General features: G+C 65.7%; 13 protein-coding genes. 5 read left to right on the forward strand and 8 right to left on the reverse strand.

Going from position 1 to position 14,185, the window contains the following annotated elements; genetic code table 11:
• Positions 1–19 precede the first annotated feature (19 nt).
• Positions 20–481: an Lrp/AsnC ligand binding domain-containing protein gene (locus tag CIT40_RS06815; RefSeq protein ID WP_094891691.1), complete on the forward strand. Its 462-nt coding sequence runs from the start codon at positions 20–22 to the stop codon at positions 479–481.
• Between the two features lie 169 nt (positions 482–650).
• Here CIT40_RS06815 and CIT40_RS06820 read toward each other — a convergent pair whose 3' ends face one another.
• From CIT40_RS06820 to CIT40_RS06835, 4 genes are all read right to left on the reverse strand, one after another.
• Positions 651–851 (reverse strand): cold-shock protein, encoded by a 201-nt coding sequence (locus CIT40_RS06820; protein WP_008134691.1) that lies wholly within the window; start codon positions 849–851, stop codon positions 651–653.
• A 208-nt stretch (positions 852–1,059) separates the two neighbouring features.
• Positions 1,060–1,362 (reverse strand): SorB family sulfite dehydrogenase c-type cytochrome subunit, encoded by a 303-nt coding sequence (gene sorB, locus CIT40_RS06825; protein ID WP_162307383.1) that lies wholly within the window; start codon positions 1,360–1,362, stop codon positions 1,060–1,062.
• A 12-nt stretch (positions 1,363–1,374) separates the two neighbouring features.
• Positions 1,375–2,574 carry a SorA family sulfite dehydrogenase catalytic subunit gene (gene sorA / locus CIT40_RS06830; RefSeq protein WP_094891689.1) on the reverse strand — a complete coding sequence of 400 codons (1,200 nt, stop codon included), beginning with the start codon at positions 2,572–2,574 and terminating at the stop codon, positions 1,375–1,377.
• Positions 2,575–2,904: 330 nt separating this feature from the next.
• Entirely contained in the window at positions 2,905–4,638 is a 1,734-nt protein-coding gene (locus CIT40_RS06835; RefSeq protein ID WP_094891688.1) for an adenylate/guanylate cyclase domain-containing protein, read from the reverse strand.
• A gap of 419 nt (positions 4,639–5,057) precedes the next feature.
• On the opposite strand from CIT40_RS06835, the gene CIT40_RS06840 reads away from it, so the two are divergent.
• Complete coding sequence (locus CIT40_RS06840; RefSeq protein ID WP_094891709.1) at positions 5,058–6,596, forward strand: glycosyltransferase family 39 protein; 1,539 nt, start codon at positions 5,058–5,060, stop codon at positions 6,594–6,596.
• A gap of 113 nt (positions 6,597–6,709) precedes the next feature.
• Here CIT40_RS06840 and CIT40_RS06845 read toward each other — a convergent pair whose 3' ends face one another.
• Together CIT40_RS06845 and CIT40_RS06850 are read right to left on the reverse strand one after the other, a co-directional pair.
• The gene (locus tag CIT40_RS06845) at positions 6,710–7,738 is read right to left on the reverse strand and encodes a YcjF family protein (protein WP_094891687.1); all 1,029 of its coding nucleotides are present in this window, start codon (positions 7,736–7,738) and stop codon (positions 6,710–6,712) included.
• The gene (locus CIT40_RS06850; RefSeq protein ID WP_094891686.1) at positions 7,735–9,204 is read right to left on the reverse strand and encodes a YcjX family GTP-binding protein; all 1,470 of its coding nucleotides are present in this window, start codon (positions 9,202–9,204) and stop codon (positions 7,735–7,737) included. Before CIT40_RS06850 ends, CIT40_RS06845 begins: the two co-directional genes overlap by 4 nt.
• 178 nt (positions 9,205–9,382) lie before the next feature.
• Between CIT40_RS06850 and trhA the strand changes: the two genes are divergently transcribed.
• Positions 9,383–10,078 carry a PAQR family membrane homeostasis protein TrhA gene (gene trhA / locus CIT40_RS06855; protein WP_094891685.1) on the forward strand — a complete coding sequence of 232 codons (696 nt, stop codon included), beginning with the start codon at positions 9,383–9,385 and terminating at the stop codon, positions 10,076–10,078.
• Between the two features lie 60 nt (positions 10,079–10,138).
• Entirely contained in the window at positions 10,139–10,933 is a 795-nt protein-coding gene (locus CIT40_RS06860) for an SDR family oxidoreductase (protein ID WP_094891684.1), read from the forward strand.
• 140 nt (positions 10,934–11,073) lie between these two features.
• Here the strand turns inward: CIT40_RS06860 and CIT40_RS06865 are convergent, their stop codons facing one another.
• Positions 11,074–11,529, reverse strand: coding sequence for a MarR family winged helix-turn-helix transcriptional regulator (locus CIT40_RS06865; RefSeq protein WP_162307384.1), 456 nt, complete (start codon positions 11,527–11,529; stop codon positions 11,074–11,076).
• Between the two features lie 75 nt (positions 11,530–11,604).
• Here CIT40_RS06865 and CIT40_RS06870 point away from each other — a divergent pair, with 75 nt between their 5' ends.
• On the forward strand, positions 11,605–12,381 hold the full coding sequence (locus CIT40_RS06870; protein WP_094891682.1) for an SDR family NAD(P)-dependent oxidoreductase: 777 nt from the start codon (positions 11,605–11,607) through the stop codon (positions 12,379–12,381).
• A 79-nt stretch (positions 12,382–12,460) separates the two neighbouring features.
• Here the strand turns inward: CIT40_RS06870 and mdlC are convergent, their stop codons facing one another.
• On the reverse strand, positions 12,461–14,083 hold the full coding sequence (gene mdlC / locus CIT40_RS06875) for a benzoylformate decarboxylase (protein WP_094891681.1): 1,623 nt from the start codon (positions 14,081–14,083) through the stop codon (positions 12,461–12,463).
• Between the last annotated feature and the right edge of the window lie 102 nt (positions 14,084–14,185).

Consider the following 14,185-nt stretch of genomic DNA (forward strand, 5'->3'; position numbering starts at 1 on the left):
CTAGATAACCTTACAAGATATGGATCTGGATCGAATCGACCGCAGAATTCTCTCGATTTTGCAGGAAGACGGGCGCATCGCCAATGTCGAGCTCGCCGAACGCATCGGCTTGTCGCCGACATCCATAGGCGAGCGGCTGAAGCGCTTGCAGCGCGAGGGCTTTGTCGAAGGCTATGGCGCGCGGCTCAACCCGCACCGGCTTGGTCTCGGCCTCCTCGTGTTCGTCGAGGTGCTGCTCGACAAGACCACGCCGGACAATTTCGAGCGGTTTGCGCGTGCGGTGAAACTCGCACCGGAAGTTCTGGAGTGTCACATGGTTGCCGGCGGCTTCGACTATCTTGTGAAGGCGCGGCTTGCCGACATGGCGGCGTATCGACGCTTTCTCGGCGAGACCCTGCTGTCGATGCCGGGTGTGCGCGAGACGCGGACCTATGCGGTGATGGAGGAGATCAAGCGCGACGCACCGTTACCGGTGGGCTGACGAAGTGCCGTCGCGATTGTCATTGCTGAGGCGTTGAACGCGCGGTCCTCGCGGGAAATAGCTCTCCGTGTGCAGTCGCAACGCCTGTCGTCGAATGCACTGGCCGTCTTCTGAAATTTTCTTGGCCCGGCTCCCGGATCGATCCGGGAGGCAGCAAAAGCTGGCGGGCTTATACTTTGAGGTTCTCTGCGGAAGTCTTGCCCCGGTTTGCGATCTCTTCGTATTCCACCGTCTGTCCTTCGTTCAGGGACGACAGACCGGCCTTCTGCACTGCCGAGATATGCACGAACACATCCTTGCCGCCCGACGCAGGCTGGATAAATCCATAACCCTTCGTCGGGTTGAACCACTTGACCGTACCTTTAGCCATCACGACTTCTCCGCGGGTCTTCCTCCGAGATCTCGAACCGCCAATCCCCGCCAACCGGCCGGTTCGGTCCTAACAGGATACGCGGAATGTGGCTGGCTTGGTAGCTCAAACCACATCCGCCTTTCGCCGAATTCCGCTCAACTTCGCGGCGCTTTTACCGGTTTTGCCCGTTTCGCGGTCAACTGGCCGGCGTGCTGCGCGCCGTCAGTCAATACGTCGCGGCCAAATACTCGACGATCTTGCCGACGTCGGCATCGTCGATCGGTGCGCCATAGACCTTGATCATCTTGGTCACCTCCGCCTGCCAGAAGCCTTTCTTGTCCTTCATCGGCGGCTGCGTCTTGATGTAGTCGGCCGAGTGGCAGGCGCTGCAATTGCCTTGGACGACTTCGAGATTGGGCCCGGCCTTGAAGGCGGCGACCTCGTCCGGAAGCTTGTAATTGACGGGCGCCGCGGTCGCGGCCGTCAAGCCGGTGGCGAGCGTGATGGCGAGGAGAACGGTGCGCTGCATGATCATTCTCCCTCAGGCCACGGTCACGCGGACGGTTTCGACGACGTTGCGTAGATAACCCGCCGGATTCCAGCGCGGTGTGTCCGGTTGTGTCTCGCCGCCATTGCCGGCGGCGCGCACCTTGAGCTCAACATTGCCTGCCGCAAGCTTCACCGGCAGCATCCATTCGCGGAACGCGTATTTGCCGAGATCCTTGCCGAGCTTGGCGCTGGTCCAGGTCTTGCCGCCGTCAGTGGAGATTTCGACCTGCTTGATGCCCTTGCCGCCGTCGAAGGCGATGCCGCGCAGGGTGGTGCGGCCGGCCTTCAGCTTGGCACCATCAGGCACGCTGGTGATGAAGGAGCGGATCGTGAAGCGGTTGATCGGGATCGTCGCCTTCGGCGTGGTGCCGGGCTCGATGGCGTTGTTCGGGGTATCCGGAATGCGATAGGCCGACTTCATCCAGAAGCCGTCATAGACATTGTCGACGACGGTGATCTCGTTGAGGTGCTTGACCCAGTAGGTGCCGTAATAGCCGGGCACGATGAGGCGCAGCGGAAAGCCGTTGAGGAACGGCAAATCCTCGCCGTTCATGCCATAGGCCAGCATGACCTCGCCGTCACTGGCGTGATCGAGATCGAGCGCCTTGACGAAGTCAGGCGTCTTGTCGCTGACCGGCCCGTCCATGCCGCCAAAGGTGACCTGTTTGGCGCCGGCCTGCACGCCGGCCATGTCCAGCACGGCCTTTAGCGGCACGCCCCGCCAGCGCGCGCAGCCCATCGCGCCGTTGGCGAGCTGGCCGCCGGCGACGCGCGGCTCGAAGAAGCCACGGCTGTTGCCGGAGCACTGGTTGACGGCGACGAACTCCGTCGCCTTCATCTTCCTGATGTCCTTCAGCGACAGCTTGAGCGGCTTGTCGACCTTGCCCTTGACCTCGAGCGTGAACTTGTCGGGGTCGAGATTGTAGGGGAGGTCGGAGAGGTGATAGCGCACGAAGAACGCATTGTTCGGCGTGATCGGGCCGTCATTGAAGATCGCGAACGGGGTCTCGAGCTGCGGCGGCCGGCTGGTCAGCCCGATCATCGGCCGCTTCTGCGGATATTTCACCAGCGGCCGCTCGCCGTTGGCAAAGGGCAGCGTGACGGTGTCGAGTGCCAGCGCCTTGCTGGAATTCAGGGTGGCCGCGAGTGCGGTGAAGCCCGCTCCTTTGAGCAGGTCGCGTCGATCGAACATTCTGGTCTCCTCCCGGGAGCTTTTCGTCGGACCAGCGGTCATCACCGCGATCCTGCGCTCATCTGTCGCAACGAATGAGATGAAGTCAATTCGTGCTTTCGCAGCAGGCCCATGCCGCTGCGTTGCAGCAGGCCGGTGTTGCGGTTGTCATGCAATGGAGTCGGACCGTAGCCGCGCGGGCGGTGCACCTCTCCCGCTTGCGGGAGAGGTCGGCACGAAGTGCCGGGTGAGGGTTTTCTCCTCTAGGGGATTGTCCCTTTGTGGAGAGACCCTCTCCCCAGCCCTCTCCCGCAAGCGGGAGAGGGAGCGCACCGCCTTCGTCGCTATGACTTATGCCGCGACGCGCTCGCTTCGGTCGACCAGCGCGGCCAGTTCCCGCGCATTCGCTACCACGCGCACCGCCATCGGCTCGTCGCGGCCGCGGATCGCGACCTCCTGTTGCGGCAGCGTATCGTCGGCGAGGCCCGCGGTGCCTCGGATTTCGTCCGAGACGATCGCCTCGCAGGCCAGCGTCTTGGTCATGTCCTGGAGGCGGGCGGCGACGTTGACGGCATCGCCCAATGCCGTGAAGACGATGTGATCGCGATAGCCGATGTCGCCGATGATGACCTCGCCGCCGTGAATGCCGATGCCGAAGCGGATCGGCTGGCGCAGATCGTGGCTCAAAAGCTGGTTCAGTTCGTCGATATGGGTGGCGATGCCGCTGGCCGCCTTCAGCGCCTGCCGGCAGGCGGTTTGCGGATCGGCCGTGAGCCCGAACAGCGCCAGCATGCCGTCGCCGACGAACTGGTTCGGCTGGCCGCCATTCTCGATCACGGCCTGCGAGACCGCGCCGAGGAAGCGGTTGACGATGAAGACGGTGTCGAACGGAAGCCGTTTCTCGGCGAGCTGGGTCGAGCCGCGCATGTCCACGAACAGGCTGACGAGATAGCGCTCCTGGCCGATTCTGGCCGGTGTCGAGGCCTGCCCGTCCGTCGAATGCGTGTGAGGCGTGAAGAGCTGGAAGAAGGAGAGATCGGACATCGGCCGCAGCTGGCAGGCCAGCCTGATCGAGGGGTCGTTGGTGCCGACACGGGTGAGCACGAAGGCTTCGCGCTGCGACGGTGTGGGCAGGGCGTCATGGTCGCCGATGATGCGGATGCGGCAGGTCGAGCAGCGGGCGCGGCCACCGCAGACGCTGGCATGCGGTACATTGTGGCGCAGGCTCGCTTCCAGCACGGAGAGGCCCTTGGGGACCCGCACCGTCTTGCCGTTGCCGTAGGACAGCGCGATCATGCCGCCGCGCCGCTCGCGCCAGGCCCTCACGCCGCGTGCGGCCAGCGCGAGGCCGAGTAGCCCGAAATAGGTGATGGTGAAGGCGCCGGTGATGCGGTCGAGCGTGTTGCCTTCCGCGACCGTGCCGACCTGGCGGCGCGTGAGATTATGCGTGCGCCATTCCCCGTCATCGGCCTCGATCGCGACGCTGCGGCCGCCCTGGTAGATGCCGAGCAGCGACAATGTCGGGACCAGCACGGCGGCGGCGAGCAGATAGGGGGCGGCGCGCGTGAAGAACGGCTTGAGGCGGAGCCAGAAATAAATCCCGATGCAGCCATGCACCCAGGCAATGAGCAGCAGGATCGTCATCTGCCAGAGCCGGCCGGGCGCTGCGACGAAGAACAGATAGAGCTCCTGCGGATAGAGCTTCTGGTGATCGTACAGCGTGTAGCCGAGCCGGACCCCGACCACGTGCGCCATGACCAGTGCGGGGATGCTCAAGCCCAGCACGAGCTGAAGCGGCTCGATCGTCCGCCAGCGGAACTGCCGGCGCTGATACAGCGCGTAGATCCCGAGCCCCATATGCGTGAGAGCCGCGGTGTAGAACAGGATCGCGACGGGGAGGAACTGCCAGAACGAGGTGTGGTAGTAGACCCCGGCCTCCATGGCCTCGACCGAGATATTGCCGAGCGCGTGGTTGAGGAAATGGCTGATCACATAACAGAACAGGATCACGCCGCAGACGAGCCGCACCTGCCGCACGCTGGTCGCGCGGACGAGTTCGGACATCGGTGCAGGAGCGCTGGCCATGATTCGCTTGTATCAGTTCACCAATGAGAACAGCCAGCGTAGCGTTTAATTCCCGACGTGGACAGGTTTGAGGTTCACATGTCTGACAAGGTTACCATACCGTAGGGTGGGCAAAGGCGCGAAGCGCCGTGCCACCGAATCTATCCGTTCACGCGCAGCGTGGGCACGCTTCCGCCGTCGCTCTTCGCGCTATGGCGGACAAGTCGCTTTGCCCACCCTACGGATCCTCCCTGTGGCTATGGGTCCCGGGTCTTCGCTTCGCCTGTCCGGGACGCCCCCTGGAGAGGGCTTTCCCCACATTGACTCCCCGTCCCAAGTTGGGGAAAAGCGCGGCCGTGACGATCGCTCCCGACATCTCCACGAAGCCAGACGGCGCCGAACGCCGTCTCATCCTTGTTGCCGTGCTTGTCATCGCCGCGATGACGCTGCTGCGCACCGTCTACGCGTCCGCGATCGAGCTGCGTACCGACGAGGCCTATTACTGGACCTGGTCGAAAGAGGTCGCGCTCGGCTTCCTCGATCATCCCCCTGGTATCGCCTGGCTGATCCGGTTCGGCACCGCGATCTTCGGCGACACCACGCTGGGGGTCCGCTTCGGCGGCATCGTCGCGATGCTGGTGACGCAACTGCTGCTTGCCGACATCGTCCGCCGTCTCACCCACGATGTGCGCGCGGTCGTGTTCGCCGTGCTGATGCCGGAAGCTGCACTCTACTACGGCCTGCTGATGGCCAAGGTCGCGCCCGATGTCGCCATGATCCCGTTCGCAATGGCGATGATGTGGTCGCTGGTGCGGCTGGCGCAGAGCGGCGACGGACGCTGGTGGCTTGCGGCCGGGCTGTTCGCCGGCCTTTCGATGCTGTCGAAATTCACCGCCATCATGTTCGCACCCGCGGTTGCCGCCTTTCTGCTGGTGCCGGATTGGCGCTGGCGCTGGCTGCGCAGCCCGTATCCATATCTCGCGGTGCTGGTCGCAATCGCAGCGTTCTCGCCGGTGCTGATCTGGAACGCGCAGCACGATTGGGCCTCGTTCCGTTTTCAGGGCGTGCGCGCCACCGCCAATTACGGCATCTCGTTGCGCACCCTCGGCGACTTCATCGGCCTGCAGTTCGGCCTGGTCGGCTTCGTCATGTTGCCGGTGGTGCTGACCGGACTGGTGCTGACGGCCTGGCGCGGCGCTCGCATGCGCGAGCCGGTGGCGATCCTGCTGTCCACCGCGGTGCTGGTGCCGTTCCTGTATTTCCTCGCGAAGTCGACCACGCTTCGGGTCGGCGACACCTGGCCGATGTTCATGTGGCCGGTCGGCTTCGCCGCCGCGGCCGTGAACCTCGCGACGATGGCGAAGGAGAATTGGTCGGCACGGATGCTGAGCTCGTCGGTGTTCTGGGCGAGGACAGCGGTCGGCTCCGGCATCGCCTTCGTCGTGATCGTGTTCCTCTATTACGTCGCCGCGCCCTGGAATCTGCTCGGCAAGATCGATCCGATTGGCGCAGAGGCCGGCTACGAGCAGGTCGCCGCGCGCGCGCAGGCCGCGCTCGACGAAACAGGCGCGACCTGGATCGCGACCACGGACTACCGCACCTACGCCATGATGCGCTGGCTGTTCAGGGGCCGCGTGCCCGTCATCGAAATCAACGAGCGCGGCCGCTTCCAGGATTTCCGCGATCCCGGCATGGACCGGATCAGGGGCCACGCCGGTATCTATGTCGGGCGCGAGCCGGACGATCGCTCGTCACTGTGGGAGAACATCCCGGCGAAGCGCGAGCCGCTCGGCGAAGTCGAACGAAGCTGGCGCGGCATTCGCTCGGATACCTATGTGATCGAGAAGCTCACCGGCTGGACCCCTGAGCTGTCGCCGCCGAAGGATTCGCCGCTGTTCCAGTGGAAAGTGCTGGCGGACTGCTTACCCTCCCCTGGAGGGGGAGGGTCGATCGCGCGCAGCGCGAGCGGGGTGGGGTGATCTCTCCACGCGGGCAGTGTTCAATGGGGAGGGACTGTCACCCCACCCCGTCTCGCATCGCTGGCGCGCTGCGAGCCGACCCTCCCCCTCCAGGGGAGGGTAAGAAAGAGCCGCTACTCCTCCCCGTCCTTCTTCCGTAGCAGATCCGTCGCGAGATCCGACAGCTTGGGCGGCGGCAATGCCGCAAACGGCAGCGGCCTTGTGACGTCGATCGCCGCCAATCCCAGCCGTGCCGTCAGCAATCCGTTCAGCACGCCTTCGCCGAGCCGCTGCGACAGCTTTGCCGCGATGCCGTGGCCGAGCATCTGCTGCACCAGGCTGTCGCTCGCGGCCATGCCGCCGGTGATGGCGAGATGGGCGATGACGTGGCGGAGCAGGCGGATCATGCCGAGCGCGCCGGGGCGGCCGCCATAGAGAAAGGCGAGCTGGCGGATCAGGCGCAGTGCGGCGACCAGCACGAACAGCACGTCGATCGCGGCACGTGGGCTCACCGCGGTCACGATCGAAACCTTTTGCGCCGCCGACGACACCAGCCGCCGCGCCTCCGCATCCAGCGGCGACATCAGCTCGCGCTCGGCGAGCCGGATCATGTCGGCGCCGTCGATGATCTCGCCGGTGTGGCTCTCCAAGGCCGCGCGGGCGCGCGCGAGCTGCGGGTTCTGGTGTGCGATCTTGAGCAGATCCTGTACGATGACGCGGCTTTCCTTGCGGTCGTCGCTGGCAAGCACCGATGCCGCGCGCTCATGCAGTTTCTCGATCGTCGCAAGGCGCGCGAGGCCGAACGCCTCGCGTCCGATCACGACGGCCAGCGCCAGCGCGGTGACCAAGGCAAAAGCGAGGCCGACATAGCCGAGTGCCTCGCTGCGCGCGAACAGGTCCTCGATCAGATGGACCACGCCGAGCCCGGTGCCGAGCAGGGTCAATCCGCCGAGGCCGGACCAGAACAGCGTGCCCCAGGGAAAACCGCGCCGCGCCGGCAGCGCGGCCGCGATCGGCACCGGCAGCATCGCCGGATCCGGCTCCGGCGTGATCTGGATCGTGGCGCGGCTGAGCCGCGTCGTCTCGTCGGCTTCGGTGACGACGACGCCGGGATCGTCGAGCCGGAACGTCGCCGGCCGCCGTGGCTTCGATCGGTCGTTCATGCGAGCTTGTCTCCGATCAGGAACTGCAAGGCACGGTCGAGGCGGATGTGAGGCAGCGTCGGCTCGCTCGTTCCCTCACGCTCGAGCTTGGGCGGGCGGAAGCGCAGGAAGCGGAAATCGCTCTTCTCCGCGGCCAGCGTCGAGAGGCCGCGGAACGCGGCATTGCCGTTGAACAGCGGCTCGGGATCCAGCGGCAGATCGCCCGGAAAGGTCGCCACTTCCGTGTTGCCGTCGAAGAACTCGCCGCCGGCGCTCTCGCCCGCGGCCGGTGTTCCCAGGATCGACGGCAATTTGTCGCGGCCATGCGCGACCTGAGCTTCTCGCGTGGCGCGCACCGCAGCGAGCGCCACCACGTCGATCAAAGCGCCGGTGTTTTCCGCGCGCGCAACGGCGCCCGAGACCGCGCGGCGCAGCACCGCTTCGAGCCGGTCGTGGCTGGAATGATGCAGATGGTCGGCCTTGGTCGCCGCGAACAGGATGCGGTCGATGCGCGGGCGAAACAGGCTGGAGAGGATCGTGCTGCGGCCGATGTTGAAGCAATCGAGAATGCCGGCCAGTGCTGCTTCGAGATCGTGCAGCGCCTCGGGGCCGGAGTTGAACGCGGACAGCGCGTCGGCCAGCACGATCTGGCGATCGAGCCGGGCGAAATGATCCCTGAAGAACGGCCGCACCACGACGTCCTTGTAGGCCTCGAAGCGGCGCACCATCATCGCCCACAGCGATCCCTCCGGTGCCTGCCCGCCAACGGGCACGTCGAGCGGCGCGAAGGTCAGCGCCGGCGAGCCTGCGAGATTGCCGGGCATCAGGAAGCGGCCGGGCGGCAACAGGCTCATCGCGAAGCGCTCGTCGCGGCAGGCGCGCAAATAGTCGGTGAAGAGCTTTGCCGCGGTGAGCGTTGCTTGCTCGTCCTGGCGTGCCTCGGGCTCGAGCGTTGCCAGATGCGCGTGCCATTCGCTCGCGAGATGCGCTCGTGGCGCCTCGCGCGACAAGGCCAGACTCTCCGCCGACCATTGCTCGAAACTCTTCTGAAGCAGCGGCAGGTCGAGCAGCCACTCGCCGGGATAGTCGACGATGTCGAGCGTCAGCGTGCGGTCGGCGCCGTTCGGCCGCTGATAGTCGATGACGAGCCTGAGCTCGCTGATGTCGACGGTCGAGCTCGGCCAATGCCGCTCCTCGACCAGCGCGCGCAGATGGCTCTCATAGGCGAACCGCGGCACGGCGTCGTCGGGCTGCGGTGCCAGATGCGCCCGCGCGATCCGGCCCGAGGCATAGGCGTCGAACACCGGAAACCGGCCGCCGCGGGTCAGGCCGTGGATCAGCGCGGTGATGAACACGGTCTTGCCGGCCCGCGACAGGCCGGTAACGCCTAACCGCACCGTCGGATTGAAGAAGTGCTCGCCATAGTCGATCAGCGCCTGCGCGGACAGCCGCGCTTCTTCGACCATGTCCTGGAAACTGAATGCCATATGAACGTTAATGGACCTGGGGCGGGCGGACTGTGTGACCGTTCACAAAAGTGGCAATTGCCTTGGGAAAATCAAGCTCCATACTTCCACCGTCTTTGCCGGGAAATCAGCCGTTTGAACGACGCGCCGATCCCGAAGCACCCATACAACAGGACATTGCCTCAACTTGCGGATTGTCATGACCGTCTTCCACCTGAAAGAGTTCGCATCCAGCTCCGTCCACGCCGCCGCGGATGCGATCGGCTGGAACTACGACCGCGCCGAGCTGATCGCCGACGGCATCATCCACGCGATTGGTGTGCTGTCCGGGATCATCGCCGCCACCGTCCTCGTGGTGCTTGCGGCGGTCTATGCCGACACGACCGATATCGTCGGCGTTTCGATCTACGTCGCCGGCCTGCTCTCGATGCTGGTGCTGTCGGCGACCTATAATCTCTGGCCGGTCTCGCCGGTCAAATGGCTGCTGCGGCGGTTCGACCATTCGGCGATCTACCTGCTGATCGCCGCGACCTATACGCCGTTCATCCTGGAGCTGAAGGACAGCGGATTCGCGCTGGCGCTGCTCGTCTGCGTCTGGTGCGTGGCAATTTTAGGCATCGTGCTGAAGCTTCGCTGTCCCGGCCGGTTCGACCGCGTCGCGGTCGGCATCTATCTCGCGATGGGCTGGAGCGGCGTGATGCTCTACGACGCCGTGGTCAAGGCGCTGCCCGCGCTGGTGCTGGGCTTCATCCTCGCGGGCGGCCTGCTCTACAGCTTCGGCGTGATCTTCCACGCCTGGCGGCGGCTGCGCTTCCAGAACGCGATCTGGCACGGCTTTGTCTTGGCCGGCGCGGCATGCCATTATACCGCGGTGCTCGACCTCGTGTTGAGCTGAGCAGGAACCGCGCGGCGGAATAAGCGGCGCGGTCTAAAGCGGGACAAGAGGAGACGTCGCATGCAGGTGACCGGCAAGGTCGTGGTCGTCACGGGCGGCGCCAACGGCATCGGCAAGGCGCTGTGCGAGGCGTTTCACAATGCGGGCGCGGCCAAGGTCGTGGTCGCTGACATGGACGCCGCCAACGCGCGGGCGGTGGCGGCGATGGTGGATGGCGCGGCCTTCAAATGCGACGTCGCGCAGGAAAAGGACATCGCGCATGTCATCGCGGAGACCGAGCGTCAGTTCGGGCCCATCGATCTGTTCTGCTCCAATGCCGGCATCGGCGGCGGCTTCGATCCGATGTCGGTCAATGCCGGCGGCGCCTCCGACGAGCCCTGGCAGCGCAGCTGGGCGATCCACGTCATGGCCCATGTCTATGCGGCGCGGCATCTGATCCCGCGCATGAAGGCGCGCGGCGGCGGCTATTTCCTCAATACCATCTCGGCCGCTGGCCTGCTGTCCCAGGTCGGCAGCCCGGCCTATTCGACGACCAAGCACGCCGCGGTCGGCTTTGCCGAGAATCTCGCGATCTCGCACAAGGCCGACAACATCAAGGTCTCGATCCTCTGCCCGCAGGGCGTCGACACCAACATGCTGCGCTCGATCCCGAAAGGCCCGCAATCCGGCGACGGCGACCTCACGCCGGAGCAGGTCGCCAAAGACGTGCTCGCCGGGCTCGCGCAGGAGACCTTCCTGATCCTGCCGCACCCGCAGGTGCTCGGCTACATGCGCAGGAAGACCGAGAACTACGACCGCTGGCTCGGCGGCATGGCCAAGATCCAGGCCAGGATGCGGGAAGAGTTCGGGAAGTAGCGGAGGCTGTTGCTGCGATTGACGCTGTCATGCTCCGCGAAAGCGGGGCATCCAGTACGCCGCAGCTCATCGATTGAATCACTGATGTCACGGAGTACTGGATCGCCCGCCTTCGCGGGCGATGACACCGTGAGTACAGCTTACACCACCGCCTCATCCCCCACCCGGCTCGCCCGCAACGCCTGCGCATAGAGCATCATTCCCTCACGCACCTTGCGCTGTTCGGCTTCCGTCAACTCCGCCAGCGCGCCGCGCACCTGCTGCCGGCCGAATGCGTGCAGCGCATCCAACGTGCGCCGGCCCTTCGCCGTCAGCGACAGCCTCTTGCTGCGTGCGTCGCTCTCATCCGGCGTCTCCCTGAGCTCGCCGCAATCGACCAGTTTACGCACCAGGCGGCTAACGCTGGATTTTTCCAGCCGCAGGAAATCGCCGAGCTCGCCCGAATTCATCGGGCCGCGGATGCCGATCTCCAGGATGGTGTGCACGGCCGAGGGCGGATAGTCCGAAGCCGCCACCGTCGCGTCCATGAAGCCGAGCTCGCGCACCATCAGACGCGAGGCGGCGCGAATGTCGTCGATCAAGGCAAGCTCGGCCATCTTGACTCCCGGCATATAGTTGTATCATACAACTATATGCGTGCAACGGCGCGCGCAAGCGTTTTGGAGTGGACCATGAGCGGAGCATTGCCGGCGGGGACGCGGATGACGGGCAAGGTCTGCCTGGTGACCGGCGGCGGCAGCGGCATCGGCCGCGCCACCGCGCTGCGGATGGCGAGCGAAGGCGCCGAGGCGATCATCGTTGCTGGCCGGCGCGAAGCCGAGATCGAGGCGACCGCCGCTTCATGCCGTGAGCTCGGCACCGAGGCGATCGCGCTCAAGACCGACATCACGCGCGAGGACGACGTCGCGCGTCTCGTGCGCACCGCGATCGAACGCTGCGGCCGGATCGACGTCGCCTTCAACAATGCCGGCTTCCAGGAGCGCCGCGCACCGCTGGAAGAGCAGGGCACGGATATCTACGACAGCGTGTTCGACACCAATGTCCGCGCGCTGTTCCTGTGCCTGCGTCATCAGTTGCCGGCGATGCTGGCACAAGGGCGCGGCAGCATCGTCGTCAACGCCTCCGTCAGCGGCGTGCGCAATCCCAATCCCGGCTTCTCGCTCTACTCGGCCTCCAAGGCCGCCGCGATCTCGCTGACCCGTTCGGCGGCGATGGAGAACGCCCCGCGCGGCATCCGTATCAACGCCATCGCGCCCGGCCGCGTCGTCACCGACATGATGCTGCGCGCCGGCGTCGGCGACATCGCGACGGTGAGCGCCGGCCTGCCGCTGCGGCGGATGGGCAGTCCGGAGGAGGTAGCGGAAGCCGTGGTGTGGCTGTCGTCGGACGCGTCGTCGTATGTGGTCGGCCACGTGCTGGCGGCAGACGGGGGATTTTTGGCGTCGTGATGCCGTAGCCCGGATGAGCGCAGCGATATCCGGGAGAGTGTTCCCGCATGTCGCTGCGCTCATGCGGGCTACGCGCGCCTCAATGCTTCTGCCCGTACAGCACCGGCACCGCCGAATCCACGACGACCTCCACCAGGTTCGTTCCCTCGAACGCCATCCCGCGCTTCAGCGCCTCGCCGAGCTCCGCCGCCTTTGTCACTCGCACCGCATGGCAGCCCATGCCTTCGGCGAGCCGCACGAAATCGATCCCCGGCAGCTCCAGCCCGGGCACATTCCTCACCTGCATCACCTGGCTGAACGAGCGCATCGCGCCGTAGCCCGAATTGTTGATGACGACCACGGTGAGCGGCAGCTTGCGCTGCGCGGCGGTCCACAATGCCTGGATCGAATACATCGCCGAGCCGTCGCCGATCAGGCACACCGTGCGTTGCTTTGGCTTGCCGAGCGCCATGCCGACCGCGGCGGGCAGGGAGTAGCCGAGGCCGCCGCTCGCCATGGTGTAAAAGCTGTCCTGGCCGCGCATCGGTAGAAATTTCTGCATCGCCGGCCGGTGCGAAGGGACTTCCTCGACGAGCGAGGCGTCGTCGGGCATCGCCTGCGACAGCGCATGCAGCAGGAACTCGACCGGCAGCGGATCGGCGGCCTGCGGCGCCGGCGGCAGCGTGCGGCCCTTTGGCGTGGCGCGCTTGCTCTCGGGCAGCAGCTCGAGCAGCAAATTCAGCGCCGGCTTCATAGTGGCGATGATGCTGGTGCCTGATGACGTCACCGCCGCGGCATCCGGATCGTCGGTGATCTGGAAGATCGTCGCGCCGCCGTCGAAGATCGCGGCATGGCCCTCGACGTGGAAGGTGAACACCGGCGCGCCGATGACGACGACGAGATCGTGTTCGCGCAGCGCATCGGAGAGCTGCGCCGGCGAAGCATGCAGGAAGCCTGCGAATTGCGGGTGCCGCTCGGGGAACGAGCAGCGCGCCGAGAACGGGCTGACCCAGACGCTCGCCTTCGCCTTCTCGGCGACGCGCACCATCAGATCGACCGCGCCGGCGCGATCGATTCCGGGGCCGACGACGAGGGCAGGGCGCTTTGCTGAGCCGAGTGCGGCGACCAGCGCCTTCATCGCGTCGAGCTCGGGTCCGATCTCGCGGCTGACCGTGCGCGCCTCGACCGGCGCGCAGGCATGCGCCCAGTCGTCGACCGGGATCGAGACGAAGGTCGGCCCGCATGGCGGCTGCATCGCGGTGTAATAGGCGCGCGCGATCGCGGCCGGCACGTCCTCGGGCCGCGCCGGCTCGACGCTGTATTTGACGTAAGGCCGCGGAAACTCCGAGGCACGCTCGGCATAGAGGAACGCCTGCAGGGGGAGGATCGAGCGTGCCTGCTGGCCGGCGGTGATCACCAGCGGCGTCTGGTTGCGATGCGCGGTGTAGATGTTGCCGAGCGCGTTGCCGACGCCGGCGGCCGAATGCAGGTTGACGAAGCCGGCGTTGCGCGTGGCCTGCGCATAGCCATCGGCCATGCCGACCGCACTGGCCTCCTGCAACGCCAGCACGTAGTCGATGTCGTCGGGCCAGTCGGAGAGAAACGGCAGCTCGGTTGAGCCGGGATTGCCGAACACTTTCGTGATGCCGAACGCGCGCAGCAGGTCGAGCGTTGCCTGCTTCACGGTGACGGATCTGCTGCCGCTCTTGCCGTTTTTGGCCATTGGTTTCCGTCCCCTGTTGTTTATCGCCGGTATCAGCCCCACCCGTCATTGCGCAGCGAAGCAATCCAGACTGCCTCAGCGGAAAGATTCTGGATTGCTTCG

The organism is Bradyrhizobium amphicarpaeae (assembly GCF_002266435.3).
GTDB classification, from domain to species: Bacteria; Pseudomonadota; Alphaproteobacteria; order Rhizobiales; family Xanthobacteraceae; genus Bradyrhizobium; species Bradyrhizobium amphicarpaeae.

What these genes read in the sequence shown, in the direction of transcription:
- CIT40_RS06860 (WP_094891684.1), top strand. Translation starts at nt 10,139, where the DNA reads ATGCAGGTGACCGGCAAGGTCGTGGTCGTCACGGGCGGCGCCAACGGC.
- trhA (WP_094891685.1), top strand. Translation starts at nt 9,383, where the DNA reads ATGACCGTCTTCCACCTGAAAGAGTTCGCATCCAGCTCCGTCCACGCC.
- CIT40_RS06835 (WP_094891688.1), bottom strand. Translation starts at nt 4,638, where the DNA reads ATGGCCAGCGCTCCTGCACCGATGTCCGAACTCGTCCGCGCGACCAGC.
- CIT40_RS06845 (WP_094891687.1), bottom strand. Translation starts at nt 7,738, where the DNA reads ATGAACGACCGATCGAAGCCACGGCGGCCGGCGACGTTCCGGCTCGAC.
- CIT40_RS06820 (WP_008134691.1), bottom strand. Translation starts at nt 851, where the DNA reads ATGGCTAAAGGTACGGTCAAGTGGTTCAACCCGACGAAGGGTTATGGA.
- CIT40_RS06870 (WP_094891682.1), top strand. Translation starts at nt 11,605, where the DNA reads ATGAGCGGAGCATTGCCGGCGGGGACGCGGATGACGGGCAAGGTCTGC.
- sorB (WP_162307383.1), bottom strand. Translation starts at nt 1,362, where the DNA reads ATGCAGCGCACCGTTCTCCTCGCCATCACGCTCGCCACCGGCTTGACG.
- CIT40_RS06865 (WP_162307384.1), bottom strand. Translation starts at nt 11,529, where the DNA reads ATGGCCGAGCTTGCCTTGATCGACGACATTCGCGCCGCCTCGCGTCTG.
- CIT40_RS06840 (WP_094891709.1), top strand. Translation starts at nt 5,058, where the DNA reads ATGACGCTGCTGCGCACCGTCTACGCGTCCGCGATCGAGCTGCGTACC.
- CIT40_RS06815 (WP_094891691.1), top strand. Translation starts at nt 20, where the DNA reads ATGGATCTGGATCGAATCGACCGCAGAATTCTCTCGATTTTGCAGGAA.
- CIT40_RS06850 (WP_094891686.1), bottom strand. Translation starts at nt 9,204, where the DNA reads ATGGCATTCAGTTTCCAGGACATGGTCGAAGAAGCGCGGCTGTCCGCG.
- mdlC (WP_094891681.1), bottom strand. Translation starts at nt 14,083, where the DNA reads ATGGCCAAAAACGGCAAGAGCGGCAGCAGATCCGTCACCGTGAAGCAG.
- sorA (WP_094891689.1), bottom strand. Translation starts at nt 2,574, where the DNA reads ATGTTCGATCGACGCGACCTGCTCAAAGGAGCGGGCTTCACCGCACTC.